The 26,995-nt window shown below is 39.5% G+C and carries 35 protein-coding genes; 8 read left to right on the top strand and 27 right to left on the bottom strand.

Going from position 1 to position 26,995, the window contains the following annotated elements:
* Window positions 1-4: 4 nt before the first annotated feature.
* The 17 genes from AC0VYV_RS08285 to AC0VYV_RS08205 all read right to left on the bottom strand — a co-directional run bounded on the left by AC0VYV_RS08285 (window position 5) and on the right by AC0VYV_RS08205 (window position 12,023).
* Window positions 5-244: a hypothetical protein gene (locus tag AC0VYV_RS08285; protein WP_194221119.1), complete on the bottom strand. Its 240-nt coding sequence runs from the start codon at window positions 242-244 to the stop codon at window positions 5-7.
* A 52-nt stretch (window positions 245-296) separates the two neighbouring features.
* Window positions 297-452, bottom strand: a complete 156-nt coding sequence (locus AC0VYV_RS08280; RefSeq protein WP_194221118.1) for an aspartyl-phosphate phosphatase Spo0E family protein — start codon at window positions 450-452, stop codon at window positions 297-299.
* A 239-nt stretch (window positions 453-691) separates the two neighbouring features.
* Window positions 692-1,162, bottom strand: a complete 471-nt coding sequence (locus AC0VYV_RS08275) for a GNAT family N-acetyltransferase (RefSeq protein WP_475368834.1) — start codon at window positions 1,160-1,162, stop codon at window positions 692-694.
* Between the two features lie 19 nt (window positions 1,163-1,181).
* Window positions 1,182-1,817 (bottom strand): HD domain-containing protein, encoded by a 636-nt coding sequence (locus AC0VYV_RS08270; RefSeq protein WP_475367138.1) that lies wholly within the window; start codon window positions 1,815-1,817, stop codon window positions 1,182-1,184.
* A 128-nt stretch (window positions 1,818-1,945) separates the two neighbouring features.
* Window positions 1,946-2,668 (bottom strand): SurA N-terminal domain-containing protein, encoded by a 723-nt coding sequence (locus AC0VYV_RS08265; protein ID WP_475367137.1) that lies wholly within the window; start codon window positions 2,666-2,668, stop codon window positions 1,946-1,948.
* Window positions 2,669-2,885: 217 nt separating this feature from the next.
* Entirely contained in the window at window positions 2,886-3,563 is a 678-nt protein-coding gene (locus AC0VYV_RS08260; RefSeq protein WP_430242177.1) for an amino acid ABC transporter permease, read from the bottom strand.
* 16 nt (window positions 3,564-3,579) lie between these two features.
* Complete coding sequence (locus tag AC0VYV_RS08255; protein WP_475367136.1) at window positions 3,580-4,440, bottom strand: transporter substrate-binding domain-containing protein; 861 nt, start codon at window positions 4,438-4,440, stop codon at window positions 3,580-3,582.
* A 175-nt stretch (window positions 4,441-4,615) separates the two neighbouring features.
* The gene (locus AC0VYV_RS08250) at window positions 4,616-4,870 is read right to left on the bottom strand and encodes a hypothetical protein (protein ID WP_194221112.1); all 255 of its coding nucleotides are present in this window, start codon (window positions 4,868-4,870) and stop codon (window positions 4,616-4,618) included.
* A gap of 71 nt (window positions 4,871-4,941) precedes the next feature.
* On the bottom strand, window positions 4,942-6,783 hold the full coding sequence (locus tag AC0VYV_RS08245) for an LTA synthase family protein (RefSeq protein WP_475374732.1): 1,842 nt from the start codon (window positions 6,781-6,783) through the stop codon (window positions 4,942-4,944).
* Between the two features lie 134 nt (window positions 6,784-6,917).
* Window positions 6,918-7,190 carry a hypothetical protein gene (locus tag AC0VYV_RS08240; RefSeq protein WP_226612478.1) on the bottom strand — a complete coding sequence of 91 codons (273 nt, stop codon included), beginning with the start codon at window positions 7,188-7,190 and terminating at the stop codon, window positions 6,918-6,920.
* 84 nt (window positions 7,191-7,274) lie between these two features.
* A complete protein-coding gene (gene fdhD, locus AC0VYV_RS08235; RefSeq protein WP_430242184.1) occupies window positions 7,275-8,069 on the bottom strand; it encodes a formate dehydrogenase accessory sulfurtransferase FdhD in 795 nt (264 codons plus the stop codon).
* A gap of 2 nt (window positions 8,070-8,071) precedes the next feature.
* Window positions 8,072-9,091 (bottom strand): GTP 3',8-cyclase MoaA, encoded by a 1,020-nt coding sequence (moaA, locus tag AC0VYV_RS08230; RefSeq protein WP_475367134.1) that lies wholly within the window; start codon window positions 9,089-9,091, stop codon window positions 8,072-8,074.
* Window positions 9,092-9,243: 152 nt separating this feature from the next.
* Window positions 9,244-10,065 carry a DUF6612 family protein gene (locus AC0VYV_RS08225; RefSeq protein WP_475367133.1) on the bottom strand — a complete coding sequence of 274 codons (822 nt, stop codon included), beginning with the start codon at window positions 10,063-10,065 and terminating at the stop codon, window positions 9,244-9,246.
* A gap of 95 nt (window positions 10,066-10,160) precedes the next feature.
* Window positions 10,161-10,643: a ribonuclease H-like YkuK family protein gene (locus AC0VYV_RS08220; RefSeq protein ID WP_430242190.1), complete on the bottom strand. Its 483-nt coding sequence runs from the start codon at window positions 10,641-10,643 to the stop codon at window positions 10,161-10,163.
* An 85-nt stretch (window positions 10,644-10,728) separates the two neighbouring features.
* A complete protein-coding gene (locus AC0VYV_RS08215; RefSeq protein ID WP_430242192.1) occupies window positions 10,729-10,935 on the bottom strand; it encodes a DUF2188 domain-containing protein in 207 nt (68 codons plus the stop codon).
* A gap of 55 nt (window positions 10,936-10,990) precedes the next feature.
* Entirely contained in the window at window positions 10,991-11,230 is a 240-nt protein-coding gene (locus AC0VYV_RS08210; protein ID WP_194221104.1) for a hypothetical protein, read from the bottom strand.
* A gap of 127 nt (window positions 11,231-11,357) precedes the next feature.
* Complete coding sequence (locus AC0VYV_RS08205; protein ID WP_430242195.1) at window positions 11,358-12,023, bottom strand: DUF4397 domain-containing protein; 666 nt, start codon at window positions 12,021-12,023, stop codon at window positions 11,358-11,360.
* 288 nt (window positions 12,024-12,311) lie between these two features.
* On the opposite strand from AC0VYV_RS08205, the gene AC0VYV_RS08200 reads away from it, so the two are divergent.
* From AC0VYV_RS08200 to AC0VYV_RS08175, 6 genes are all read left to right on the top strand, one after another.
* Entirely contained in the window at window positions 12,312-12,533 is a 222-nt protein-coding gene (locus AC0VYV_RS08200) for a spore germination protein (RefSeq protein ID WP_194221102.1), read from the top strand.
* A 161-nt stretch (window positions 12,534-12,694) separates the two neighbouring features.
* A complete protein-coding gene (gerPC, locus tag AC0VYV_RS08195) occupies window positions 12,695-13,303 on the top strand; it encodes a spore germination protein GerPC (RefSeq protein WP_475374731.1) in 609 nt (202 codons plus the stop codon).
* Window positions 13,300-13,479 carry a spore gernimation protein GerPD gene (locus AC0VYV_RS08190; RefSeq protein WP_194221100.1) on the top strand — a complete coding sequence of 60 codons (180 nt, stop codon included), beginning with the start codon at window positions 13,300-13,302 and terminating at the stop codon, window positions 13,477-13,479. Before gerPC ends, AC0VYV_RS08190 begins: the two co-directional genes overlap by 4 nt.
* A gap of 12 nt (window positions 13,480-13,491) precedes the next feature.
* On the top strand, window positions 13,492-13,881 hold the full coding sequence (locus tag AC0VYV_RS08185; protein WP_475374730.1) for a spore germination protein GerPE: 390 nt from the start codon (window positions 13,492-13,494) through the stop codon (window positions 13,879-13,881).
* Window positions 13,882-13,943: 62 nt separating this feature from the next.
* Window positions 13,944-14,159 (top strand): spore germination protein, encoded by a 216-nt coding sequence (locus AC0VYV_RS08180; RefSeq protein ID WP_194221098.1) that lies wholly within the window; start codon window positions 13,944-13,946, stop codon window positions 14,157-14,159.
* 14 nt (window positions 14,160-14,173) lie between these two features.
* Window positions 14,174-14,386, top strand: a complete 213-nt coding sequence (locus AC0VYV_RS08175) for a spore germination protein GerPB (protein WP_194221097.1) — start codon at window positions 14,174-14,176, stop codon at window positions 14,384-14,386.
* 26 nt (window positions 14,387-14,412) lie between these two features.
* Here AC0VYV_RS08175 and adhP read toward each other — a convergent pair whose 3' ends face one another.
* Window positions 14,413-15,426, bottom strand: coding sequence for an alcohol dehydrogenase AdhP (gene adhP, locus AC0VYV_RS08170; RefSeq protein WP_475367132.1), 1,014 nt, complete (start codon window positions 15,424-15,426; stop codon window positions 14,413-14,415).
* Between the two features lie 107 nt (window positions 15,427-15,533).
* Complete coding sequence (locus tag AC0VYV_RS08165) at window positions 15,534-18,221, bottom strand: transglycosylase domain-containing protein (RefSeq protein ID WP_475374729.1); 2,688 nt, start codon at window positions 18,219-18,221, stop codon at window positions 15,534-15,536.
* A gap of 180 nt (window positions 18,222-18,401) precedes the next feature.
* On the opposite strand from AC0VYV_RS08165, the gene AC0VYV_RS08160 reads away from it, so the two are divergent.
* Window positions 18,402-19,193 (top strand): superoxide dismutase, encoded by a 792-nt coding sequence (locus tag AC0VYV_RS08160; RefSeq protein ID WP_475374882.1) that lies wholly within the window; start codon window positions 18,402-18,404, stop codon window positions 19,191-19,193.
* Window positions 19,194-19,262: 69 nt separating this feature from the next.
* On the opposite strand, the gene AC0VYV_RS08155 is transcribed toward AC0VYV_RS08160, so the two are convergent.
* The gene (locus tag AC0VYV_RS08155; protein WP_194221094.1) at window positions 19,263-19,610 is read right to left on the bottom strand and encodes a hypothetical protein; all 348 of its coding nucleotides are present in this window, start codon (window positions 19,608-19,610) and stop codon (window positions 19,263-19,265) included.
* 110 nt (window positions 19,611-19,720) lie between these two features.
* The gene (locus tag AC0VYV_RS08150; protein ID WP_430242204.1) at window positions 19,721-19,924 is read right to left on the bottom strand and encodes a YuzI family membrane protein; all 204 of its coding nucleotides are present in this window, start codon (window positions 19,922-19,924) and stop codon (window positions 19,721-19,723) included.
* A 176-nt stretch (window positions 19,925-20,100) separates the two neighbouring features.
* On the opposite strand from AC0VYV_RS08150, the gene AC0VYV_RS08145 reads away from it, so the two are divergent.
* A complete protein-coding gene (locus AC0VYV_RS08145; RefSeq protein ID WP_194221092.1) occupies window positions 20,101-20,574 on the top strand; it encodes a glycine/sarcosine/betaine reductase selenoprotein B family protein in 474 nt (157 codons plus the stop codon).
* A 1,242-nt stretch (window positions 20,575-21,816) separates the two neighbouring features.
* Here AC0VYV_RS08145 and aceA read toward each other — a convergent pair.
* The 6 genes from aceA to AC0VYV_RS08115 form a co-directional block, all read right to left on the bottom strand.
* A complete protein-coding gene (gene aceA, locus AC0VYV_RS08140; protein ID WP_475374728.1) occupies window positions 21,817-23,097 on the bottom strand; it encodes an isocitrate lyase in 1,281 nt (426 codons plus the stop codon).
* 45 nt (window positions 23,098-23,142) lie between these two features.
* Window positions 23,143-24,213, bottom strand: coding sequence for an aldolase/citrate lyase/malate synthase family protein (locus AC0VYV_RS08135; RefSeq protein ID WP_475374727.1), 1,071 nt, complete (start codon window positions 24,211-24,213; stop codon window positions 23,143-23,145).
* Entirely contained in the window at window positions 24,203-24,439 is a 237-nt protein-coding gene (locus AC0VYV_RS08130) for a hypothetical protein (protein ID WP_475373628.1), read from the bottom strand. Before AC0VYV_RS08130 ends, AC0VYV_RS08135 begins: the two co-directional genes overlap by 11 nt.
* 136 nt (window positions 24,440-24,575) lie before the next feature.
* The gene (locus tag AC0VYV_RS08125; protein WP_475368825.1) at window positions 24,576-25,073 is read right to left on the bottom strand and encodes a DinB family protein; all 498 of its coding nucleotides are present in this window, start codon (window positions 25,071-25,073) and stop codon (window positions 24,576-24,578) included.
* A 67-nt stretch (window positions 25,074-25,140) separates the two neighbouring features.
* Window positions 25,141-26,529 carry a M48 family metallopeptidase gene (locus AC0VYV_RS08120; RefSeq protein ID WP_475374726.1) on the bottom strand — a complete coding sequence of 463 codons (1,389 nt, stop codon included), beginning with the start codon at window positions 26,527-26,529 and terminating at the stop codon, window positions 25,141-25,143.
* A 128-nt stretch (window positions 26,530-26,657) separates the two neighbouring features.
* Window positions 26,658-26,987 (bottom strand): thioredoxin family protein, encoded by a 330-nt coding sequence (locus AC0VYV_RS08115; RefSeq protein ID WP_430242216.1) that lies wholly within the window; start codon window positions 26,985-26,987, stop codon window positions 26,658-26,660.
* Window positions 26,988-26,995 lie beyond the last annotated feature (8 nt).

Genomic DNA, 26,995 nt, shown 5'->3' with positions numbered 1-26,995 from the left:
TTAACTAACGGCTTTCACACTGGTCAAGTGGGTCTACTTCGTTTCGCCATGTTTCTTCGTTACGCAGTGCAAAAAGTAGCCAATCTTCGTTCCCATTATAATTGGAGTCGTTCCATTCGCGGAAATGAACCACTGATTGAAAGATCTCTCCCTGAATTGATTCAATTAATTGGTTCCTCTTAGGATGATCTTCTATCCAATCAAACAACTCTTTTGTGAGAATTGATTTGAGATCGAACTTCATAAGGTTTCCTCCTTTACTTTACCACACAGGAAGAAAATAGCAGATGTTAGTTTCACAAAACTTCCTCATTTTGATGGTTCATTTGCATTAGGGCATTTAATAATCGGTCAAGCTCCTGACTACAGCGAATGGTTCTCTCTGATGCAAATCCATATCGTCCCGCAACTTCAAACATTTCTTTGCGTTTTTTTTCAATTGCATCATACATGTCTCATTCCTCCTCATGCCAATACATTACCATTATGCCCATTTCTAGAAGGAATCAAAACGTATTCGACCAAACTTCCTATGCTATGTCAGAATTAGTAGGAATAAGACAAAATCTTTTGCTAAACTCGATTAATTGTGTAAAGAAATAGCTCTCTGTATGAAACTATCCTCCTGTATAAGGTTACTTATATAGTTCTCTTATTCCCCTTTTTCAATTGTTTAATCCATCGTTTGCATTTATAGATGAGTGCTACTCCCATTTCTTCTTATCATGATATTAAAATTCGTCGAGCCGTTCGTAAATGATTTTTCAAATGTGAATCCCGCTCTCTCATACACCTTGATCGCTCTCCTATTAAACGATGCTACAGTCAGTCTGAGACCTAAGAACCCATTGTATTCAATTGCATAAGCAAGTCCTACCTTCAAAAATGCCAATCCTGTTCCTTTGCCCGCCTTATTTGGATGTAGTCCCAAACCAATATCGATATAATTCTCCTCGTAGGCGTCAACTTGGTGACCAGCTGGTACTTGCGCCGATTCTCCATAGCAAAAGTACCCAATCAAATTTCTTTTGTCATCGATCACATAAAAATAGGCCCCGTTCATAAACTCTAATAATTCTTCTTGATCGCCTTTAAAACTATACAAAGAATAAGGTTCATCATATGTCCACGTTTGAATTTCGCGTGCCTTTTCTAAAGTCATAGGGTGAATTCTCATAACCTTATCGATTCCCTTCCCACTCTCCATGAAATTGTGATAAAAATGATTGTATAAATTCATGCCGTTCTTCTGCAAGACTTTTTCCCGTCTCGGTATTCATAAGATCTTTTAATTTCAAAAGTTTTTCATAAAAATGATTAATAGCGGTAGACTGTTCATTTCGATAGGCATCCATTGTCATATTTGTTCTTGGTTCAATAGAAGGGTCATAAATCACTTCTGCTTTGGAGCCGGCGTACACAAACGTTCGTGCGATGCCAATCGCCCCTATCGCATCTAATCTGTCCGCATCTTGCACAACTTGTGCTTCGAGACTCTTAACTGGTGGACGATTCCCTCCTTTATAAGAAATAGTCGTAATAATTTCCATTACGTGTTCTCGATCCGCGGCCTTTAATTGATAGAGCAGCGCTTCTACCTCTCTTATTCCATCCTGCTCTGAGGAAGCTACTTTATCATCTGCTAAATCATGAACGAGTGCTGCTACTTCACAAATAAATGTGTTAGCACTCTCTTCATCTGCTATTCTTTTTGCTTGTTTGACAACCCGATCAATATGATGCCAGTCGTGACCGCTACCTTCTCTTTCTAATTTTCGTCTAACGTACGTTCTAAGTTCATTCAAAATAGTTTCCACGGTAATATGTCTCCTTCTCTAATAGTTGGGTTATGCCTACTCGAAATCTCCTCTCGGTTATAAATCGAAAAATTGATACTAGTAGCTATAACTTAACCCTCACAAAAAAAGGCCAGCTATGTGCTGACCTATAACTTCTCTTCGACTTCTGCTTTCTTTAGTAAATCTTCTTTCATTTGCTGAACTTTCTCTTGCGTTTTGGTTTCGATTAAATAGTCTTTTATACGATCCTTCATTTCTTCATAAGATGGTGGATTCTCAGCATCTTTTGAGAACTGATCATTATAAAATGCTTTCATCTCTTCTTCGGTCACTTCGGGTGTTTCAATTTTCTCTTTAACAAATTTATCTACAACGACAATATCAGAATATTGACTTTCAAGCTGAGCCAGCGTCATGCCTTGACCTTCTAGCGCTTTCTTCAGCTCATCCTCACCATCAAATTGAGCCTTTATTTGCTCAAGTTCAGTTTCAACTTCTTTATCTGATGCAGAGAAACCTTCTTCTTTTGCTTTCTGAAGCAGAAGTTCCTGTCCGATTAAATTATCCATAACTTCTTCTTCAATTGACTTCGCCACTTCCGTATCCGATGGATCTTCACCGCTCATCGTATAGCGCAGCTGAGTTTGAACTAGCATCGAATTATAATCTTTTCCCTTAATATCTTCTCCATTTACAGTAGCAACAACCTTATCTTCTTTTACCTTCATTGCTTCTAGTTCTTCCTGTGTTTGATCCATTGTTGCTGATTCTTCTGAAGGCTTTTCTTCTTTTTTCGCTTCACTATTATTGTTACAAGCAGCGAGCAAAAGAACCCCAATAAGCATTAATAAGCTAAGATATTTTTTCATGCAGATGATGAACTCCCTTCAAATATGACGAAACGTCTATGTTGATTATAGGACTTATTATAACATTCTTAAAAATACTTCATAATAAATATGGGATATTTTTGTTTTTTCAAGACTGACTATAGTAAAGCCACAGTTCGAATAATCAACAATAATAGCAAAGATACCTTTAGTAAAAAATAAGGCAAAAGAAAAAACCCTAGAAAATCATCTAGGGTTAGTGTAAATAGTGATATCGTTTTTCTAATCGCTCTTGTATGAAAGACACACATACACAAACAGCCCAATAAATTAGCGCAACTAATATGTACATCGTCATAAAGTCGAACTCTCGGCCTCCAACTATTTTCGCATGATGGAGTAATTCTGGAACTGTAATGACCGCCGCTAAAGATGATGCCTTGATTAGATCAAGCATCACATTCGATAATGGCGGAATCGCTATTCGCGTTGCCTGCGGCAATACGACTTCCCTCATTGTTGTCCAATAAGGCATACCGAGCGCGGTCGATGCCTCCCACTGCCCTTTTTCAACAGATGACAGCGCAGATCGCTGTATTTCAGCAATATAGGCGGCGCTATTTAAGCTAAAACCAATCAATGCTGATGTTAAAGCTGAAAACTCAATGCCAACGACAGGTAACCCGAAATAAAGAATATAAAGAAAAACAAGAATCGGTGTACCTCTCATAAACGAAATGTAAAGTCGAGCTGGCCACCTGAGGGCTCTCCATTTTGACATTCTTCCAAGAGCAAGAAATAACCCCATCACCAGCCCGATAATCATTCCAACAAACGCGATCAATAACGTTAATCCAAGTCCTTGAATGACATAGGGAAACGACTTTAACGCAAGACCCGCATCAAATAGATATTCCCAATGTATTTCCCCCACTTGTTACAACTCCCACTTATTCTTCAAAATCAATATCTGGCTTAACTGATACGTTAGCTCCATCAAAGAATTTCTCTGAAAGCTCTTTGAGCGTCCCGTCTTCCTTCATCTCTTTAATGGTTTCATTCACTTTTGTTTCAAGTTCTCCGCTATCTTTTTTCATAACGATCGACTGGTCATTTGGATAATATTCGATATCTGGATGGATTGTAATATTTAAATCCGGAAAGGCAGCAAGAGCGAGCTTCTGTAAGTAATAATCATTCAGGATAATATCCGTTCTCCCTGTTGATACATCACGTAAATACTGTTCATTTGTCGCATTATCGTAAGTTACTTCTTCAGCACCGTGCTCACGAGCTACCTTCATATAAACCGTTGTTGAAGCACCAGCGGCTTTTTTCCCCTCAAGATCATCTAGTGAGTCAATTCCAGATAAATCATCTTTTCTTACGATCGCAGTTCCGTAAGAGTATTTAACTGGTTCAGAAAAAGCGAATTTTTCTTCTCGCTCTTCCGTTGATGTTATGTCGTTTGCAGCAAGATCTACTTTCCCTGAGTTGATGCTTGTTAACATGCCATCAAAGCCCATTTCTTCAAATTCAACTTCAAGATCAAGGCGTTTCGCCATCTCTTTTACAACTTCAACTTCGTACCCCGTCACTTCGTCAGAACCTTCTTCATAATAAGAAGTTGGATAGAGCGTCCCAGACGTAGCTACCGTAATCTTTCCTTCTTCTTGAATCTCTTCCCAGGCAGTCGGTTTATCTTCAGATGCTTCATTCGATTCGTTTCCACCGTTCGAACAAGCACTTATCACAAAAACAACTAGCCCCATTAAAAATACAGGAGCCAGTCGCTTAACGAAATTAGTCATTCATTTCACTCTCCTTTAATCTAGTAAACAGTAAAAACATATCACTATATGACAGTGTATTGCAACAATTACAACACATTCTTTTATACACAAACTATTTCCATTTTTCAATCAATGTTTTGATCGCTATGTTACGATAAAAACAATGTCAATCGTAAAGAAAACACCCTTAGGTTCAAGAGTGTTTCAACTGTTCATCTATTTTTTCATGAAGATATTTTGTAGCCTGATCGAGGTGCTTCAAAGCTTCACCAGGAAATTTATCAACATCTTTAGCTCTTTTTACATGTCCATATAAAACGAGATCCTGAGAATTCATCACAATATCGAGAACTTCTCTACCTACCTCATCTTTATTTTGATCCATGTGAATAGCTGTTTTGTACTCTCTCACTACTTCAGTTAGAATTTGTAACCTCTGCAAATCCATTTATACTCATCCCTTTACAGTCATTAATCCTATTTAAGCGTACCATGAACGACTCAGAATGAACACCAAAGCTATTCAATGAAACGGAGTAAATCGCCATAGATCACTTGATCAGAATAATCTAATTCATCTTGAACCTGACCAAAATAGCGAGCACATTTGTTTCGATTGGTTTTTGAACTTGTTTCTTTGTTATAACACGTATTTTTAGTATAGATAAGATTCTCTGTCACAAAACTTCCATCCCTGAAAATAACGAGGTCTTCTCGTTTTTTCGAGAATAGGCTTGTGCCAAAATTCAAACTTGTGCTTTCTTCTACGCCTAACAGCTCTAATATTGTCGGCTTTAAATCAACCTGTCCTCCAACTGTATCAATCACCTTTCCTTCTTCACCTGGGACGTGAATGATGAGAGGCACTTTTTGTAGATCGACATGTTCAACAGGACCTATTTCTTCACCTAGATAGTCGCCAAGAGCTTTATCATAAGTTTCAGATAACCCATAATGATCACCATAAAGAACAAAAATGGAGTCTTCATATAAACCGGCAGCTTTCATTTCTTCAAAGAAAGTCTTTATCGCTTCATCCTCATAGCGAACCGTTGCATAATATCGGTTTACTACTTCTTCCGGCGTCTCCGGCAGTGAAATCAGTGTATCCTTTTCTTCTAATAAGTAAGGAAAATGATTTGTCAGCGTAAGAAATTTTGCCGAATATGGCTGATCCAGTTCTTTTAAGTAAGGAATTGATTGCTTGAAGAATGGGATATCCTTCAAACCGTAGTTAATGGAATTATCGTCACTCACTTCAAAATCCTTTTTTGAATAAAAACGATCGTAACCAAGCGTTTCATACATTTCTGACCGATTCCAAAATTCTCGATCATTTCCATGAAAAGAAGTTGTCGTATACCCCTCGTCATTTAATGCCTCAGGAAGTGAGAAAAACTCATTCTGTGGCTTTCTTACGAACACAGACCCACCGGAAAGTGGATACAAACTGTTATCAATCATAAATTCAGCATCAGACGTTTTCCCCTGTGCTGTCTGGTGATAGAAATTGGGAAAGAAAAAGCTTTCTTCCTTCAACTTATTTAGATAAGGTGTTGCTTCTTCCCCATCGATACTTTCATCAAGCATAAATGCTTGCGTAGATTCCAAAGAAATAATGATCAAATTTTTCCCTTTTGCGATCCCTTCATAGGAGGAAGATTTCAATTCCTTTTTCTCAACATAACTTTCGATTTCTGATAGTTCGGTATCATCCGCAAACGCACTATTAATGGATGTAAACGAGTTATAGCCTATATCATAAATATGGTATGTGTAGGCACCTAGTGACTTAACAAATAACTCTCGATCATATGATTTTTCAAATAGTAATGGATGCATAATCAACGCCAGTCCAGCTGTTCCTACTAATACGGCGACACCAGTAAGCGCCGTTCTTTTTCGTAGTTTCTCTGATAAAGGGATCTTATGTAAATGATTTCGTTTTAGGATCCAAAATAAGATGATGGAGTCGAACACGATGAGCGGATCATATAAATTCAACAGCTCAACTGTACTTTGACCAAGCCCTCCAACATTACCGAATTGAAAAAGAACAGGAACGGTAACAAAGTCTATGTAGAAACGATAATATAAAATATTACAATAAAGTAGAGCTGATAAAATAAAATAAACTGCTAGTATTAGGCCTGGTTTTGACTGCTTCCTAAAAAGACCTATACCTAGCAGTAATACGATTGACCCTATTGAATTAATGAAAAGAAACATTTCTTCGCCAATTCCGCTCAACGTAAACGAAAATTCAAATCGATAAACAAGGTACGTTTTTAGAACAAGTAATCCTACTAATAATAAATAAAAATGCCACACTGACTTTACTTTTCTTCTCTCTGCTTCCATCTGTCACACACCCCTTATATCTCCCTAACATAAATGAACTCTTTCTTTCTTTATTTACCACCAAAGGGGGATAACCAAACTACCGGCAAATCCCTCCTCTCTAAAGACGAATGAATAATCAAGAAAGTTTCATTTTAATAGGAAAAAACAAGGGCGATTACTCCAAACGCAATAAGAAAAAGTCCAATTGTGACACAAGAAATCGTTACAACCCACCACGGTATTGAATCAAGAGCTTTCGTTTCAATAAAAAAGAAAATACTTTCTTCTTTATCTGTTGCTTCAGATGCCCTTGCATGACCCGCCGTATCCGATTTCATAGCCTCAAGACGATGAAACAAATACTTGGGGCTTCCTACCAATACAACACCAGCAATCCAGAATATCACAGCTATCGTCCAACCCATTGCATATCCGCCTTTCCAAAATGCTTATTTGTTCAGTAGTATGAACGACTTCATCAAAAAAAACACCTCTAATCTAGAGGTGTTCTAATTCAGAATCCGTTCTGGTTTTGTATAAACATTGAAGCCTTCATGGCGAATAAACCCTACTGTTGTAATGTTAAGATCATCCGCTAATTGAATGGCAAGCTCGGTGGGAGCCGATTTTGAGAGCAGTACACCAATACCCATCTTGGATAGCTTAATAACAACTTCTGATGAAATTCTCCCGCTAAACGCAACGCTAAGATCAGAAGGATGAAGATGATGACGGAGTACGTAACCATATAGCTTATCAAGAGCATTATGTCTTCCAATATCAGTACGTGAAGCCACCATTTCCCCATTTTTGAAAATGGCCGCGTTATGAACACCACCAGTCGATTTAAACGTAGCTGACTCCTCTTGCAACGTTCTCATATTAGCAAGACAAACGGAAGCCGTTAATTTAGGTGCCTTCATAATCGTCCGAGCCGTTTTTGAATCACTTTTCAAATAAAAATGTCTACTTTTTCCACAGCATGAGCTAATGACGCGCTTTGTATATGTATCAGACGTTAATGAACCTTGAACAGCAGCTTTTACATTTACAATCCCTTGTCCATCATTAAAAAGCATTTCTTCCACATCGTGATAAGATCGAATCACCCCTTCTGAAGCGAGAAATCCAATGACCATATCTTCTAAATGATCAGGTGTACAAACAAGCGTTGCGAATTCAGTATGATTAATTCGAATCGTGATTGGTTTCTCAAGAGCAATCACGTCTTCCTTCTCTTTAAATTTCCCACCTTCATACCGTGTGATTTTGCGTTCAGTCGTATGTTTGAATTGTTTCTCCATGATTATCCACCTATAAATGACATTTCAATCTTGTCTCTATTTAAAACACTTTCCTCTGTTCGCTCATCTGAATAGCGATCATGTCGACCGTTCCAGAGATTTGTTAGCATCGTCCGTAATTCGTCATCTGTCGCTCCATTACGAAGCGGATTTCGTAAGCTCATTCCTTTCGAAGCAAACAAGCAAGTGTAAAGAGCTCCATCAGCTGAAAGGCGCGCTCTTGTACAGCTAGAACAAAACGAATCACTGACAGATGAAATGACACCAATTTCACCAGATCCATCTTCATATTGATAGCGGCTTGCTACTTCGCCAAAGTATGCAGCATCAACAGATTTAAGAGGAAAAGTCTCTGCTATTTGATCAATAATATCTTTCTTATTCATCACATGATCAAACTTCCATCCATTTGAATTTCCTACATCCATATACTCAATAAAGCGAACGATGTGCCCGCTATTTTTAAAATACGAAGCCATTGGAACGATCTCGTGATCGTTAACTCCCTTTTGAACGACCATATTAATTTTAACTTGAAGTCCTGCATCGGCTGCAGCCTGAATGCCTTCGAGAACAGGTTTTATCTTAGTTCCTCTCCCATTCATTTTGCCAAACGTTTCATCATGAATGGCATCAAGACTAACATTCACCCTAGTGAGACCTGCCTGCTTTAATTTTAATGCGCTCTTTTTTAATAAAGAAGCATTCGTTGTTAAAGCTATATCATCAAGACCTTTAATTTGTGATAGCATACCAATAAGGACATCGAGATCCCTTCTAAGTAGCGGTTCTCCGCCAGTCAGACGAATCTTCTCAACCCCCATCTCAACAAATAACCGAGCGAGACGAGTAATCTCCTCAAATTGGAGAAGGCTCGTTTTAGGAAGAAATTCATAATCTGGACCGAACGTTTCTTCAGGCATACAGTAACGACAGCGGAAATTACAACGGTCCGTTACCGATATACGAAGATCTCTTAAAGGACGTTTCAGTTGATCGTATAATAATGTTTCAGTTGACATGAACCTCGCTCCTTTCAAACAGTTGTCATGTGCTAATCGTAACGCTTCAGGGTACTTTTTTCCAGTTATAACTTATCCGATTCATAAGTAGTTTTTAAAAATTCTATATTCATAATAAAAGAGCGCCGCTTTTTCAGCAGCACTCCTTATTATTATTGTTCCATACCTGGCATTTCTTTTGCTTGTGAAATAACTTCCTCAGGAACCTTCACTTCTTCAATTTCATTGTACTTGTCATAAGTGGAGTTCATCTCCATAATCGTGGAAATTGTTTCGCCTTCCATGCTCATTTCACTGTCCATCTTCATGTCCATTTGAACAGGGAGATAGCTTTCCTTATCGATCGCGTATGTGTATTCCACATTGTTCACTTTCATTTGATCCATGGCATCTTCCATCATTTGATTTTGTGAGCCCATGTCTTCAGCTGTTTTCTCCATCAAACCTTGAAATTTCTCACCCGAAGCTTTCAATGTCATCACATAAGTATCATCTTCTTCTGATAAAGTAAATTCATCGACATATTCTTTGAGCATTTCCATTTGTTCAGCTGGATCAGCTTGAGTTTCCTGAAGAGAAAGAAGCGTATCTGTCATTTCATCAGGGAATTTCATCCATTGCTCACCCTGCTTCATAAAGAAACCTTCTTCAGTAAAGTATGATTCCATTTGCATTGTTTCACCATTTGCTGTCATATCAATCATTTGATGAAAAGCAATAGGATCCATCACCATATCAGCGTCAATCACGCTATTAATATCCATCTCTTCTTCACCTGAACCAATACTTTGCGTCATATCCGCATTCATATGGAAATTCTTAATCTCTTCTTGAGCCGCAATTGACTTCTCAAATACTTCCTGAGCGTCAATTCCTTTATCAACGCTGACTTCGCCTCCGGATTCTGTTGTACCACTACATGCTGCAAGAATAAGCATCAGTGCACTAAGAATCGTGATCATTCGTAACTTCATCTCACCACTCCTCCATAGTATTCATTCTACTAATAATACGAATGAGCGAGAGTGAAGTTTCATAAAAAAAAATAAAACTGGCATATTCCGCCAGTTTAACTAATTGATTTTGTATAGCGATCTGCAACGCTGCTTGCCCCATATGAGTCGGGCTTGATTCTAGCAATATAGCCAACAGAAGTTACCCAACCTACAACTTCCTGTATGATTTTACGCGTTTCCCCTTGCTTTCCAACATCGAGATGAATCTCAATCGGCCAGGTTTCTAATAGCGTTGAAAATCCTTCATCCTTTAACGATTCCATGAGCTCAAGACTCATTTGGGTTTCTTTATAAATGCGATGCCTGAGCTCATGAATCGGCTTGTGTTTTACTTTTCGATAGAAAATGCGTGCTCCTTTGCCGACGCGATGGATAATGAGGGCTGTCACAAACTGTGTCGCTTTCCGGCTTGTCTGCGAATCTGTTCCAATCACAATGCGATATGTTCCTTTAGGATCTTCTTTCGTATAGCTTTCAATGAGTTGAGTAAGCTGTTCAACCGTTACTTTTCCAGCTGTTGGACTAATAAAATCCATGAAGGTTCCCTTCTTTCATTAGGATAGTAGTTAGTACTATGTTTATTCATAAGCTGAAAAATATGTACGAAGAGAACAGAAATTACTAACGATTGTATAGGCTATGGTCTTCGATTTGCCCGTTCTCCTGATGAATAATCAATTCAGATGGACGATTCTCATCACATAATGACCTTCCATACTGATACGCTTCTGCTTTTGTTTCAAAAGTTTTGGTTGCTTGTTCTGCCCCCTCTTTCTTGATCTCCCATGAACCGGTTTTTCCGCTCTGTACATGATAAATGGTTTTCATCCTTTATTCCTCCTTGCTATCTCTCATTCCTTCCTAAGATGTAGAATAAACCTTACTATGTTCTAGAAAACTGGAGAACCTTCGCTGGTTTTTTGTCATGTAGCTTAGTAATTGTCTTATAGCCTTCTTTTTCTTTCTGATAAAATGTATTACTTGAAATTGGTCTTTTAGTAGACCATTGAATTGAAGCAGGATTTTGCCACGTATCATGCGTAATTAATTCCTGCTTATAATAATAACTATTCCCACTTATATAACGCTCGCAAATGTAGCGCACTGTATGTTTTGAATGCATTCGATCACGTTTCCTTTCTTTTCAGTATAGATGGACTTGTTGGACCCCATTGTATTAGAAAATAATGCAATAAACGAACAGAACCTCTCCAGACAAAAACAACCGCAGCTAAGCTGCGGTCTTCTTATTATTTCCCATCTTTTAGAAGAATAACATTTAATGGGGGGTCTCCATCCAATAAGCCAATGGCGATAGCTGTGTAGTTCACACCTGCTTCAACAGGTAAGTTAGGAAGATCAAGAACAGCCTTATCAGATCCTGCGGCTCGAACTTCTAAATTGTATGTCCCGGGATCGACCATTTGATATTCAGAGTTTTGGGTAAAAGCGAGATTCTTAATAAGAGCATCTCCATCCTTCACACCAATATCAACAGCTGGAGCGTTCGGTGAAGCATGTACAGCTCTCAATCCCGATTTTTCTCCTGAACCTTTTTGATCTTCTAATACTTTAAGGGCAAGGTTCTCAAGTTTACCGATCGCAAGTACGGAATAGTTTTTTCCTGATTCCACAGTTAATTTTTGTTCAAGGGCCGGTTTACCTTCCCCGTTAGCAGAAGAGGCAAAAATTTGAATCGTCTTCTCACCAGGTGTTAAAGCAGCATAATCTGTCACATCTTTAAACGAAACCTTTTCAAAAGCAGGTTGACCATCTACATAAATATCGACAGACGGCGCATCTGGTGAAGCATGAATAACACGCACATTGGCATCACTTTTCTCAGCTGCAAAACCCTCAGGAGAAAGCACGACAAAAAGCGCTAGCATGAATAGTAAATTCAACATCCATTTCATTATAAAAACTCCCTTCTATTCATTTGTTAACCTGCCTATTTTTTACTGAAAGATATAAATTATTCATTTGCTGATCCAACGTCATATGACTTATTAAAAAATTCTTATAGGTGGTTTTGTTACTGAATAATAGTTTAGATGCAGAAGTATTTTTATAATTTAGAGCTTTTAAGTTTGCTACGATGCAGGCGAAGTATGCGGTAAATAGACCAAAGCTAGAAGCTTTGAACATACGCTATTGTTCCGCATACAGTAATAAGTGAAATCCATTAATAAGGATGTGAAAAAATGCCGGCAATCGTTGGAGCTATTAAAGTCAATTCCATTGGAAGCAGCGGTGTTTTCCACGTCGGCGATGTATTTATTGTGTCTCCAACAAGTGCAATACGCACCTTTGCGGGCGGCGGTTCGTTTAATACAGGCGATGGCTTAAACGTAAATAGTAATTACAGCGTCACTACCGTTAACGATAGTGATATTGCTGACCAAAATGTTGTTGCGAATATTTAGCAGGGCATTCACCTAATTTTGCTATCGAACATACGATAGTGTAAAGTCTTCTATCCATCGGACCATAAAGATATTGAGTGATACCTGGTTGGATTACCTAAGATTTGGGGAGTGACCCTTTATTGGTGGAATAAACATTTTGATACGGGAGTTGATTGTCAATGTATCCAACCGATAATTTCTATGCGATCTTGCAACGGATGCAACAAAACATTGAACAACAAAACAATCGAATCAAAATGCTTGAAGATATGGTGGATGATTTAAGAAATAGCTGCCATGAGTTATCGAAAGCTCCTAAAACCAACATTGAGAAAATCGAATATAAATTTGATCAATTAAAAATTGAAAGGCTTGATGGAACGTTAAATATTGGCTTAACTCCAAACGGAGGAGCTGATGTTCTGGATGACTTTACAGTAAACGGGGGAAATGGAATGAACCCAAGCAACATACCTCCGGAAGCCATTCAATCCATTCAGCAAAACATTCATTCCTACATGAAAAAAGGAGCTATCCAACATCTAGGGGAGTTAGAGAAAAAATATCAGTATCCTCTTGATGATCCTTACCGTCACTTCATCCTAAATGATATTCAAAAACAGCTAGATCAGCGCATTAACTATTATGTTAATCAACAATCCAACCGTTCGCCTGAGTCAAGCACAGAGCAACTAGTCGAAGAAGTAACGAACAAATTAAAGCGAGACATTACTAATGGCATGGAGGCTTTTCTAAAAAACTTACCTGGAAGGACTGATTTTAAATGAAATATACCGTCATAAATCGAGGACTTTCAGTAGGGCATATTAATATTACAGCTGTAGCAAGTTCTTCTGTGTTTCTTGTAGGAGACACAGAATCTATCGTCTGCTCATCTATTTTCGACACACCGCCGGAATCGTTAATTATCTCAGCTCCATTTGTTCCATTAGCGTCATCATAAGGGGAATTTCCTATGAATAGTCGATCCTCCCTCGTCAATTGGATCCTTGTTTCGTCAGTCGATAGTTCAGCAGTTGTGCAAATTGGTGACAGCAATCAAGTGACTCCCGAGACTAAAATTTATGCTTTACAGCGTGAATTTCCTATTTTTAATGGGAATGAAGTAGAAGATTTATCAGAATATCCGATGTTTTCCCAACTACTACCTCTCCCGCTGCTTACTGAGAACATCGAGCAATTCACTATTCACGAAAACCCCATTATTAAAGTTGGGAGCATTCGCGTCATTGGGATCGCTGCTTCCTCCGTTTTACAAGTTGGTTCTACACGACAGATTAAGACGGAGGCAAGGGTGAAACATAATCGCGAATATTTGTCTAATCCTTACGATGATGAAGAATAAATTGAACGGATCCTTTATTGATCACATACTATACTTTATAACAACTCAAAGGGTGTTCAACAATGCCTTCAATCGTAGGACCAGTTAAGATAAATAGCGCGGGTGGAGTAGTAAACTTCGGGGATAGTTTTAACACAACACCAAAATCAACTTCAAAAACATACGCTGGTTCAGGTGCATTTAATACAGGGGATTTTCATGTCGTGAACAACGGATTTAGTTTAACGAATTCACTAGACCCGGATGTTGCGGATGAAAACATTACCGCAAACAATTAGGGAGCTGAAGATTCGTGAATTTCTTTGTGAACCAAAACATCGTTATTCATCAGCTTAGAGTCGAAGGAATTTCGAATTCCTCAGTCCTGCAAATTGGGAGCGCGGGTATTATAAAACCACTATCAAATCTCTATAATACAGGTGGATACACTGAACCTGCTCCTGAACTATCTACAGCCCAAACTTCTGAATTAACACCATTTGTCCCTCTTGCTCCCCCAACATAAAAAAACCGCCGACGGCGGTTTTTTTTTCAGTCGAACGTGATCACAACTCTTCCATTAATATCGCCATTTTCTAGACTCTCAAAAACTTCGTTAATCTCTTCTAGTGGGCGAGTCTCAATAATTGTTTTTACTTTACCTTCAGCTGCAAATTGCAAAGCTTCCATTAAATCTTTTCGCGTGCCCACGATCGATCCAATGACCTTAATGCCATTTAATACTGTATCAAAAATCGGTATCGGCATTTCTTCAGGTGGTAGTCCAACAGCAACTACGGAGCCTCCTCGTCTAACTGCCGCATAAGCTTCACTAAAAGCAGGCTTAGAAACAGCTGTACAAACGGAAGCGTGCGCTCCACCAACCTCTCTTTGGATAAATTCAGAAGAATTCTCTTCAACTGGATTAACAATAAGATCTGCACCTAGTTCTTTTGCAAGTATTAATTTTTCACTGTGCGTATCAACTGCTATAACGTGAAGCCCCATTGCTTTCGCATATTGAACGGCGACATGCCCTAATCCTCCGATACCATAAATAGCCACCCACTCACCAGGCTTAGCCTCAGTTACCTTTAAAGCTTTGTAAGTGGTAACGCCGGCGCAGAAAATAGGAGCTACTTCTTCAAAACTAAGACGATCAGGAATTTTGACAGCATAATCTGCATCGGCTTTACAATATTGAGCATATCCTCCATCAACTGAATAGCCCGCATTCTGCTGTTCTTTACAAAGTGTTTCACGTCCCGTTAGGCAGTATTCACAGTGACCACAAGCGGAATAGAGCCATGGGACACCCACTCGATCTCCTATCTTCAAGTGCGTAACGCCTTCCCCTACTGCCTCAATAATACCAGCTCCTTCGTGACCAGGGATCAGCGGAAGTTTTGGTTTAACTGGCCAATCACCATGGGCGGCATGTAAATCGGTATGACATACACCACATGCTTTGATGCGTACTAATATTTCTCCGTGTCCAATAACAGGCTTTTCTACTTCCTTTACTGAAAGTGGCTCTCTAAAGGCATGTACAATTGCTGCTTTCATAATGAAAACCTCCATATGATGAATTTTCATTTCCTTCTTCATCATAATGGAGGTTCATTCTATAAACTGTTAAATTGGTCACAGTTTCAGGATATTTGCAGTATTTTCTACTTTTCTGTTGTTTCTTTTTCCTTCGATTGATTCGCATCAGCTGATGAAGTTTCTTTCTCTTCAGAAGTTTGACTTCCACTTTGATCAGAAGTGTCCGATGTGTCACTAGTGTTTTCTTCCGAATCACTTACCTCGCTATTTTCACTATCATTTGCAGAGTTTTCATTTGTTTCTTCACTCGTGCCCTCATCATTTCCATCAGCGGGAGGGTCATTATTTGAACCTTCTTGATTACCTCCCTCTTCTGCGTCACCCGTATTACTTGGGGTTCCTTCATTACCGCCATCATTATTGGTATTCTCTTCATTACCAGTGTTAGCATTAGCATCATCTTCGCCGTCTTCTGAACTGTCAGCTTTAGTATTAGCAGAGTCATCCGTTACAGGCTCTTCATTTTCTTCGGACTGATCAGTAGGTTCTTGTTGTTCTTGTTCGTCTGATCTTTCCGGTTCTTGAGGCTCTTTTGGTTCTTTCTTTTCTTCCGGCTTAGCCTTTGGTTCCTCTTTTATGGACTCATCCTTCTGCTTTTTCTCTACTTTATCCTCTGACTTCTTTTTATCATTGGAATTATTGGAATTCTTCTTAGTAGATTCTGTAGATGTATCGTCTTTCTCATCTTTTTCATTTGATGAAGTTTTCTTTTTTGGTTTTGGAAGTGGTGCTTTTTTCGGCTCTTCTCCTTTAAAGTAAAGCTCTTTAATTATACTAGACGAAGGTGTTGCCTTATTTGCACGTAAGCCTGTTGTCTTATCAATTTCAATCTCTTCAACTGAATCCGGCTTTTCAAATGAGGCGGTTTCTTTATCCTTCGATACTTCACTCATGATGTGACGGAAAAGCAACTTCGCAATATCATCGTCTTCTTTATGAATAAAGGAATTTTGAGTCGTTTTATCATATCCAGTCCAAATGGAAGCAGTATAGTTAGACGTGTATCCAGAAAACCAGGCGTCTGATACACCATCACCGTTAATACCATCATCAAGACTTGTCGTGCCCGTCTTACCGGCTACGTCCAAACCTTTAATTTTCGCCTGCATGCCAGTTCCTTCTTCCACGACCGTCCGGAGCATGTCTGTAATCATGTAGGCAGTTCCTTCACTCATCGCTTTTTCAGATTTAGAGGATAGCTGGTGCTCCTTACCATTCGGGTATACTACTTTTTCAACACTATAGGGCTCATGGAAAGTTCCGCCTGAACCAAATGCGGCATATGCGCCTGATAGTTGTAGAGGAGAAATTCCTCCAGCAAAACCACCGATAGCATAGGCAGGATACGTTTCATCAATTGAAATGCCAAGTTTTTTCGCAAATGCTTGAGCTTCTTCGCCCCCCACTTCCATAAATGCTTTAATAGCAGGAATATTATAAGACCACTGAAGTGCTTCTCGTATAGAAACACTGCCCTGAAACTCGTCGTTCCAGTTACTAAATTCTTTACCGTTTAACTCAAGTTCTTCATCAATAAACTGTTGATTCGTTGACCATTTTAGATTTTCAATTCCAGGAGCATAATCAAGAATTGGCTTGATCGTGGAGCCTGGGGACCGTTCTAATTGAGTGGCATAATTAAATCCTTTTTGCACATCATCTTCACCCGTTTGACGATTTCCACCAATAGCCTTAATCGCACCGGACTGAGTGTCAATTAGGGAAACCCCTGCTCTAAACTGCTCATCTGGGTATTCAACAACTTTATTTGTGGTAAGTGCTTCATCTACAATCTGCTGAGCATTCTGATCAAGCGTCGTATAAATTTCTAATCCCCCTGAATAAAGGGCGTTTTCAGGAATGCCAGCTTTCTCAAGATCATCAATGACCTGATCGATAAAAGCATCGTTGGTTGTCGACTGACTTTGTTGATCCACAATTGAATCTTCTACAGGAACAGAAGCTGCTTCTTTCCGTTCTTGTTCAGAGATAAATCCATGCTGCTCCATTAAACTTAGGACAGTAGCTCTTCTATCGCTTGCAATGTCCGGATGTTTGTATGGATCGTATCCTGATGGCCGCTGAGGCAAACCTGCTAATAATGCTGCTTCCTCTGTTGATAACTCTTCAAGTGACTTATTGAAGTAGGTATTCGCAGCTGTTGCGATTCCATATGCCCCTTGTCCAAAATAGATTTTATTTAAATACATCTCAAGAATCTCTTCTTTGGAATACTGTTTCTCTAATTCCATCGCAAGGTAAGCTTCCTGAACTTTGCGTTTCACTGTCTTATCAGGCTCTAAAAGCATGTTCTTAACAACTTGTTGCGTAATCGTGCTCGCACCTTCTGCCCCAAACCCATCTTGAATATTGGCGACGACAGCTCCGCCGATTCTTTTTAAATCCACTCCATTATGTTCCCAGTATCTTACATCCTCAACTGCAATGAAGGCATTTACAACATGTTCAGGGATTTCATCAAATGAAACGATATTTCGATGCTCTTTGCCTACGATGTCTGTAATTTTATTTCCTTCTGCATCATATAAAGTAGATGATTGCGGTAAACTTAGTTTATTTTCTTCAAGCTTTGGTGCTTCATTAATATAGGCGTAAGTTTGATATCCCCCAAACGTTAATACAAAAACCATCAAGAAAGCACCTATTAAAAGGACATTCCTAGCAAAACGTTTCCCTTTTTTTCGACCTTCTTGCTTACCTGTATGTTGTTCTTCATTGATATTTTTCCCCATTATGATCCCCCTTAGCGTCAAACTCCATAGAGAGGTGTTACCCAAATGTTTCATATTAAAAACATTTATTAAGAGATTGAAACAATTTGTTAACAAGATTCATATAGTAATAACGTCTAGAAAGGAGTGAGTGGATTGTCAGTAAAACTGCTTGAGTGGGGCTCCCAATTCCGAAATCACATTTTAGAAGGTAACCTCCATGAACGAGTAAACTCTTCTCTACTTATTCAAACTGAAGAATGGTTAGCGGCGGTTCAGGAAAATGTTGATGTGAATGGGTCAAATGAAGAAGACCTATATAAGATGGCCAATTCGTTATACAAGCAGTGGCGGAACTTACAAGATTCATCCGTTCCTATAGGAGGACATACCTTACCTTCTCTGCCATACAAATACAATGCACTCGAGCCTTACATTAGTGAAAGAATCATGAGGCTGCATCATGACCTTCACCACCAAAGCTATGTAGATGGGTTAAACAAAGCAGAACTTGAATTACAGAAAGCAAGACAACAGGATAACTATGCTCTCATTAAACATTGGGAACGTGAATTAGCTTTCAATGGAGCTGGACATTATCTTCATACTTTATTTTGGAAAATCATGAGCCCAAACGGTGGGAAGCCAGAGGGAGAAATTTTACCTGAGATTCAAAAGAGCTTTGGATCATACAACCAATTCAAGCAACAATTCACAAATGCTGCTGCTAAAGTAGAAGGGTCAGGTTGGGCCATTCTTGTCTGGTCACCTGTATCAAGAAGACTTGAAATTCTTCAAGCTGAAAAACACCAAAACTTAAGCCAGTGGGATGTCATCCCTCTTCTAGCTCTTGATGTTTGGGAACACGCTTATTATTTACAATATGAAAACAACCGAAAAAACTACATCGAAAACTGGTGGAATGTCGTTAATTGGAAGGAAGTTAACAAACGATTTCGTAAAGCTCAAAATGTAAAGTGGAATTCCTTCTAAAAAAGAAAAAACAATACTATAAGCTAAAATAAAGAAAAAAAGCAAAGGGTTCTCCCTTTGCTTTTAATCCTATTCTCTATATGGTCCATATGGCGGTCGTCCGCCAGGATAACCCGGAGGGCCATATCCTGGTGGGCCATACCCTGGAGCTCCGTATCCCGGCTGTCCATAACCTGGAGGGCAATATCCCGGACCAGGACAGGGATATCCGGGTCGTGGACGAGGATATCCACCATATATACCCGGTATTAATAAAACTCCTAATAATCCTCCGGCAAGACCTCCGGCAAGCCCACCTGCAAAACCTCCAATAAACGGATACGGCCGCTGGTAGTCATACTGTCTCAGTCCATAATAATTCCTTGTGTCAGGATAAGCACTATAAAAATCCCCCTGAATGGGGAGATAATGGTTCATGTGTCTCCTCCCTTTCCTTTTGGCCATCATGATAGTTGCCTACATTATAGGGTATGAGGAGTTTCTCAATCGGGAAGGGACATTAGCGGAGAAATCATAATTCTTACTGCCTATGCTCTAGGCCAATATACGCTTACCCATACAACAAAAACGCCAGAAGCAAATAGATACAGCTCTGGGGTCTGCGATATATACGCAAAATAGTCAAGAAGACTATGACCAATAATAATCAGATTGAGCTCTAGAATTAACGTAACACCACCTGCAACCGACAGACCAAACCCGATTAGAAAAGTGAAGAATCGAATAATCATTGTTTATAGGCATTTCTTCTCTGATTCATATCGGCCTGTCCCTCCTCCTTCATTTACTAACCATCGTATTTCATACTTGAGGAAATTATGCTGTCCAAGACGTTTTACTTTTGTTTTTTTTGTATACATGCTAAAACAAAAAGGCAACATAATTTTAATGAGAAGGAGGAGTTAGCATGATTGAAAAGGTCGAACAGGCGGTGCAACAAAATTGGGTCCCTTCTTTTAAGTTTGAAAAGAACGAGTCGACCCCATTCACACCATTCACTAAAGACCTTAGCAAAGCGAAAGGCGCTATTATTGCTACTGGTGGTGTATATGTAAAAGGGCAACAACCATTTAATGATAACTTTGGTTTGGGTGATCCTTCTTACAGAGAAATTCCCGTAAATACAGATCTCAATAATGTATCATTTGCTCACGAGCACTATGATCACTCAAAAGTGATACAGGATGCCAACATCCAATTCCCTCTTGATACAATGAAAGAACTTCAAGAAGAAGGAAGAATTGGAGAACTCGCTGAAAATCACTATGGCTTTATGGGATATATCCCTACACCTCACCCACTCAAAACGGTTACAGCACAAGAGGTGGCTCAGAAGTTATTGAAGGAAAACGTAGACTTCGCTTTGTTGGTGCCTTCCTGACCAGTCTGTCAACAGTCGGTCGGTCTGATCGCACGCATATTAGAAGAACACGGAATCCCAACAGTTTCCTTGACAATGTCTAAAGAAATAAGCGAATACGTTAACATTCCACGCTCCCTCTACAACCGTTTTCCAATGGGCAGCGCACTAGGACAACCAAACAACAGAGAACAGCACAAACAAGTTCTCAACAAAGCCCTCGACCTCCTAGTCGAAGCCAATGAAGGCGGAATAGTAGAAGAATCAGGAATTAAGTATAAATAATGAAAAGCGGAAGCCTCCGATTAGCCTCGACAAGCGCTGGAGCCCTCTAAAAAGAACACGCTCTTTGTGTTCATTTTAGAGGGTGAAGCGATCGAGAGGCTGGCCACTGCAGCTAGACACGAAAAGCGGAAGTGGCCGGTTAGGGTCGAAAAGCGCTGGAGCCCTACAAAAAGAACACGGTCTTTGTGTTCATTTTGTAGGGTGAAGCGATCGAGACCCTGGCCACTGCAGCTAGACACGAAAAGCGGAAGCCTCCGATTAGACCCGGCAGGCACTGGAACCTTTTCATATGAACACGGTCTTTGTGTTCGGATGAAAAGGTGAAGTGACCGAGGGTCTGGAGGCTGCAGCTAGACATCGAAAAGCGGAGACGAGCGGTTAGAAACGAAGATATTGGAGCTCTTGAACTAGAACACGCCCTTTGTGTTCTGGTTCAAGAGCGAAATATCGCAGTTTCTGCGAGTCGCAGCTAGACATGAAAAGCGGAGCGGGCCCGCCTAAATCCGCAGTATGTTGGAGCCCTTTCGAATGAGACGCTTTTTGTCTCAATCGAAAGGGCGAAACAGCCGGAGGATTTGGCCCGCGCAGCTGGACATGAAAAACGGAAGCCTCCGTTTAGACCCGGCAGGCACTGGAACCTTTTCATATGAACACGGTCTTTGTGTTCGGATGAAAAGGTGAAGTGACCGAGGGTCTGGAGGCTGCAGCTAGACATCGAAAAACGGAAGCCTCCGATTAGACCCGGCAGGCGCTGCAGCCTGATCTAAAAAACCGATTTCGCGGAATTAATCCTATTTCCGCGGATATATTTGGATTATCGCGGAATTGTGATCACTTTTCGCGGAATTCAATGAATTATCGCGGAAATAAGTGCCTTTCACTCTAATACTACCGATGTCTAGCAGCTTTTCTGACCCACTTCCACTATTTAAACGAATCCCACACAAAAAACCGGCTGAATTCAGCCAGTTTTTTCTCTTATTTCGTTGAAGTAAACTGCTCTTCCTCCGTGGAACCCTTTAAAGCAGTCATTGACGAAGTTCCTCCTGTAATGACCTGAGACACAGCGTCAAAGTAACCCGTTCCAACTTCACGCTGGTGTCTTGTCGCAGAGTAACCATCTGCCTCACTAGCAAATTCAGCTTGCTGAAGTCTTGAATAGGCAGCCATTCCATTATCTTTGTAGTCTCTTGCAAGTTCAAACATACTGTGGTTAAGAGCATGGAAACCAGCAAGCGTAACAAATTGGAACTTATAGCCCATCTTACCTAATTCACGCTGGAATTTAGCGATCGTTTCATCATCGAGTTTCTTTTTCCAATTAAATGAAGGCGAACAGTTGTAAGCTAGTAATTTTCCAGGAAAACGTTCATGAATGGCATTTGCGAATTTCTGAGCTTCCTCTAAATTAGGTTCAGACGTTTCGCACCAGATAAGGTCAGCGTATGGTGCATAAGCAAGGCCTCTTGCAATCGCCTGATCAAGACCTGGTTTCGTATAGAAAAAGCCTTCAGGAGTGCGTTCCCCTGTTAAAAACTCACCATCGTATTTATCAACATCACTCGTAATTAAATTCGCAGCGTTAGCGTCTGTTCGCGCAATGATTAACGTTGGCACTCCCATAACGTCTGCTGCGAGGCGTGCAGAAATTAAATTTTTAACAGCTTGCTGTGTTGGCAGAAGAACTTTACCTCCAAGGTGCCCGCACTTTTTCTCTGATGAGAGTTGATCTTCAAAATGTACTGCTGCTGCACCTGATTCAATCATTGATTTCATAAGTTCGAACACATTCAGCGCACCACCAAAACCTGCTTCTGCATCAGCAACAATTGGAACGAACCAATCACGTTCATGAATTCCTTCCGAATGTTCAATTTGATCCGCCCTTTGAAGAGCTTGATTAATTCGCTTTACGACTTGTGGAACACTATTTACAGGGTATAAGCTTTGGTCTGGATACATCTGCCCCGACATATTTGCATCTGCGGCTACTTGCCATCCGCTTAAGTAAATGGCTTTTAAGCCAGCTTTCACCTGTTGAACAGCCTGGTTACCAGTAAGGGCACCTAGCGCATTGACGAAGTTCTCTTCATTCACAAGTTTCCAGAGTCGTTCAGCACCTCTTTTCGCAAGAGTATACTCGATTTGAACGGATCCTTGTAATTTCAAAACTTCTTCAGGTGAATATGGGCGTTCAATTCCTTTAAAACGGTCCTGGTTCCAGTTTTCTTGAAGTGTTTCTGCTGTTTGCTTTGTCATCATTATTTCCCCCTGGATATGTTGGTATTTGGTCATGCTTCTTTCTTAGATCACTTTCGAATGATTCAAGCTATCAAATGCCGAGTACTCATGCCTCATTTTCCAAATCTGATTCGGTTCAGGCATATAGTGATTCCAAATCGCCTTCATCATTGGAATCAGATTAGTATCTGTGATGCACTTCCCATCAAACCCTTCAATTACTTCCCGTGTCCCCCGTTCAAACATTTCCCCATTCACATTTCTCTCATCATCGCGATCTTTATTTTTCATCATCTTTTCTTCCACAATGACATGTGTCTTTCGCTTATGTCCTACGCTAATCACAAACCGCGTTAAATCGTTTATGCTCTCAACACCTTCAGATTCAAAATGAAGACCCGCGCAATGATCACGTAATTCATAAAGTATTTCCTCAGTCTGGTTCATATTGTTTTGATCAATTGTGACAGTGGCCTTGATCGTTCCTTGAAAGAGATTCATTTCCTTTTCTGTGAAAGAAAAAATGTTATTCCAATAGCTAGCTTCTCGATAAGAAGAAATTCCTTTCAAACAAACATATGGAGCAGAACCATGCTTCAATAATTCAGTCGTATTATGAAAAACATAAAGTCCAAAATCAATAAGGTTAGCTGGAATTTCTATACCACTATAGTTATCTTCATTCTTTCTACTGTTTACTGCGATCATGAAGGCCGTAGGATATACATTCTCTTTAACTCGTTCTTGCTGAATAAGTCCTTTTAGATTTTGCGCTGCTCCCATACGCTGATCATAAGACATTGCTTCATCCGAAAAGTCTGCAATAAGTACATTTGCCCCAGCATTAATTGTTGAAGCACCATTTACAATGTCGATAATGGATTGTTTCACGATGACTCTTCGATCTTGTAAATCTTTCCGAACTGGTTTAACTTCCCAATTCGCTTCACGGATTGATTTCGTTTCAGGTAAGAGAATTTTTTGTTCAAAGAAATCTTCTCTGTTTAATTCTGCTTGCATTAATTGCTGTATTGACTGTGAATGACGTTGAAGATTTTCTAGAAACACCATCGCTTCAAGAGTTAGTAAATGGTTTTTTTGATCGTAAGCGCTTTCTAAAGTTTCATCCAGCACAACATCCCCTCCTATTCAAGTCTGCCGCTACTGTTGCAGCGATGACATCCCACACATCCTTCACCTTCACAGTGGTGACACCCTTCATTTTTTCTTTCTTTTCCATGACAATGCGGACATTCCAATTCACCATTTCCATAGCACGTATAACAATCCATTTTTGCTTCCCTCCATCTGTTATAATACAATTTATTTTATTTGTTAGTATTATATAACAACTTTCCAAAAAGGTTCAACCTTTTTTTAGAAAATTAAAAAAACCTGTGAATTGCACAAATCACAGGTTATATATTCTATATTTCTTGTAGTAAGTTATAAAAAATACAAAAAACACGTGCTTTTGCACGTGTTTTAAGCTGTACTCATACAGTTTGTTTTTTCCACAGTTCTTTCATACCCTGAGCACGTTTAATCCCACTAATTGTCCCTAAATGAAGATTTTCATGATTCATTAAAAACAGAATAAGTTCTCCTACTGTTTCAAGTGTAAGGTAGGAACCAATAGAAAATTCACTTTGAAGGGACTCGCTCAGTTCTCCTTCTAACTCACTTATTCTTTTATTCTGCTCGATTAAGTAATGCTTTATCTCAGTAAGTGACGGCGGCTCTTCCGTCCAATCACCAGGTCTTGTACCAGCTTTAAATAATGCGGAATAGTTTATTGGAAGGCTCTTCTCCATCACTGTAAAACGATCTAAAACAAATTCTGCAGTGACAAGTACATGGCCTAAATTCCATCGCACTGTGTTCGTAAAACCCTCAGGAAGAACATCTGCTTGCTCCTCTGTAACAGCATCAAGCGCCTGGAGTGTTCGATATCGCCAAAAAGTAAATTGTTTTAGTAATTGAGCATCTTTCATTCAATCTCCACCTTTCATTATTAATAATCATTCGTGCCACAAAACTAAATTTCCTATGAATCTATCATTATTGAGACAAAATTTTTATATCTTCTTCATTTCCCGCATCTCGTGCATAGTCAATTGCAGTATACCCCTCTTCATCTTGCATAGCGGGATTTGCCCCAGCTGCGAGGAGTAGATTATACATTTCATTCCGATTATAAGGTTCCATATAAGCAGCATAAATAAGAGGCGTCCAGCCATCAATGTCCGCCATGTTTGGATCAGCACCTGCCTTTAATAGACGATTCACTTTAGAAACATAGCCATTTTGAACCGAAATCATTAAGGCACTTGTCCCATATAAATCAACGGCATTTGGATTCATTTCACGATCAAGGAGCGCTTGAAACATCTTATCATTTTCTGAATGCTCAGCTGCATAATGTAAAGCATTCCAGCCATCTGAGTCAGTTGCTTCAAGATCAGCCTTATCTATAAGAGACTGAAAGGCGAGATCATCTTCATTAATTATGGCTTCCATAAGAGGTGTCACGCCAGTAGCCTCGTCAAATAACGCAAACTCATCTTCGAATGCTGATGAGATCGAAGGAATAACAACTTCTACTGCCATTACGGCTGTTCCTATTCCACCGATAAAGAGCATAAGCATAATTAGTGAAAGGATTACTAATTTCTTACGAGGAGCAGGAAATGGAGTCTTTTTCCTCAGTTCCATAAACGACTCTACAGCAGCAATTCTTTTCGGTAAAGGGGGATGAGTTGAAAGCCATTCGCTTAACCAAACAAAAAAACTCTTCTCAGATTGAAGCTGTGTTATATAAGCGTCTTTGTTCACACTCTGGTATAGCCGTTTTCCAACGGCAAGAATAATTAAACCATTTGCTGCCCTCTCGCCACTATTTATGTAGTAAGCTCCCATTCGGTCACACGTATATTCACACGCTCTAGAATAAGCAGATCCAAGAAACGGAATCACATTTCCAGGTAAAAGCAGAAGTTGTTTGAAAATGTGATTTCGTTTAATATGGGCGAGTTCATGAGCAATAATAAACGTAACTTCTTCTTCAGCGTTTTCTTCAATTAACTCAAAAATATCAGAATAAAGAATGACCATGTTCCTACCTAGTAACCTTGTTGCAAATGCATTCAGCATGCCTGCCGACTCAATGACATAGACGTCTGGAACGTTCTCAATCTCCATTCGTTCACATAAATCACGTACTCTCTGATCGATATGTGAATACTGGTATCCCGTTATTTTAACGCCATTACTACGAATGTTTCCTATAAACAAGCCGTGACTAAAAAAAGATATAAACCATAAAACGCCAATAATCGCCATTCCAATTACTGAGAAAAACAGAACTACATAAGTAAGTATGCTAAAGACAAGGAGAACAATAAATAGAGATGTTTCTGAAGTGGTTGTTAACTGCTTCGAGTCATTCATTCGTACTTCACATATTTCCTTTCACATTGGATTATGTTCAGTATACTGAATTTTCCATTCTCCTGTATATGGTTTTCAACTCATAATAAAGATAAAACAAAAAAACACTCTTAATGAGTGTTTTTAGGCTAATCTAACATCGTAACAATTCGATTGATCGATGAACGAAGGGAGTCAATATTAACGAATCGCGCTTCTCTAATGCTTTCCTTTCCTTCCACATATAACAAAAGTACGGGGATGGTGAAAACAGAAAAGGCGCCTGCTGCTTCTGGAATTTCATGAACATTTAACTTCTCTCGTATAATTTGTGGAAAATCCTCTAATACTTCCTCAACTTGAGGCAAAAGAGCATGGCATACAGAGCAATTTGTTCCATACAAGTACAAAAAGTACATACGATTCTGTTTAATTCCATTTCTTGCTTCTTCAAGTGTCGTCTGATTCAGTTGATTCACCTTCTTCA

The sequence above is a fragment of the Anaerobacillus sp. QJM3NY_17 genome (assembly GCF_056173665.1).
The sequence above is the reverse complement of the archived record's forward strand: the minus strand, read 5'-3'. Positions and strand labels throughout refer to the sequence as shown.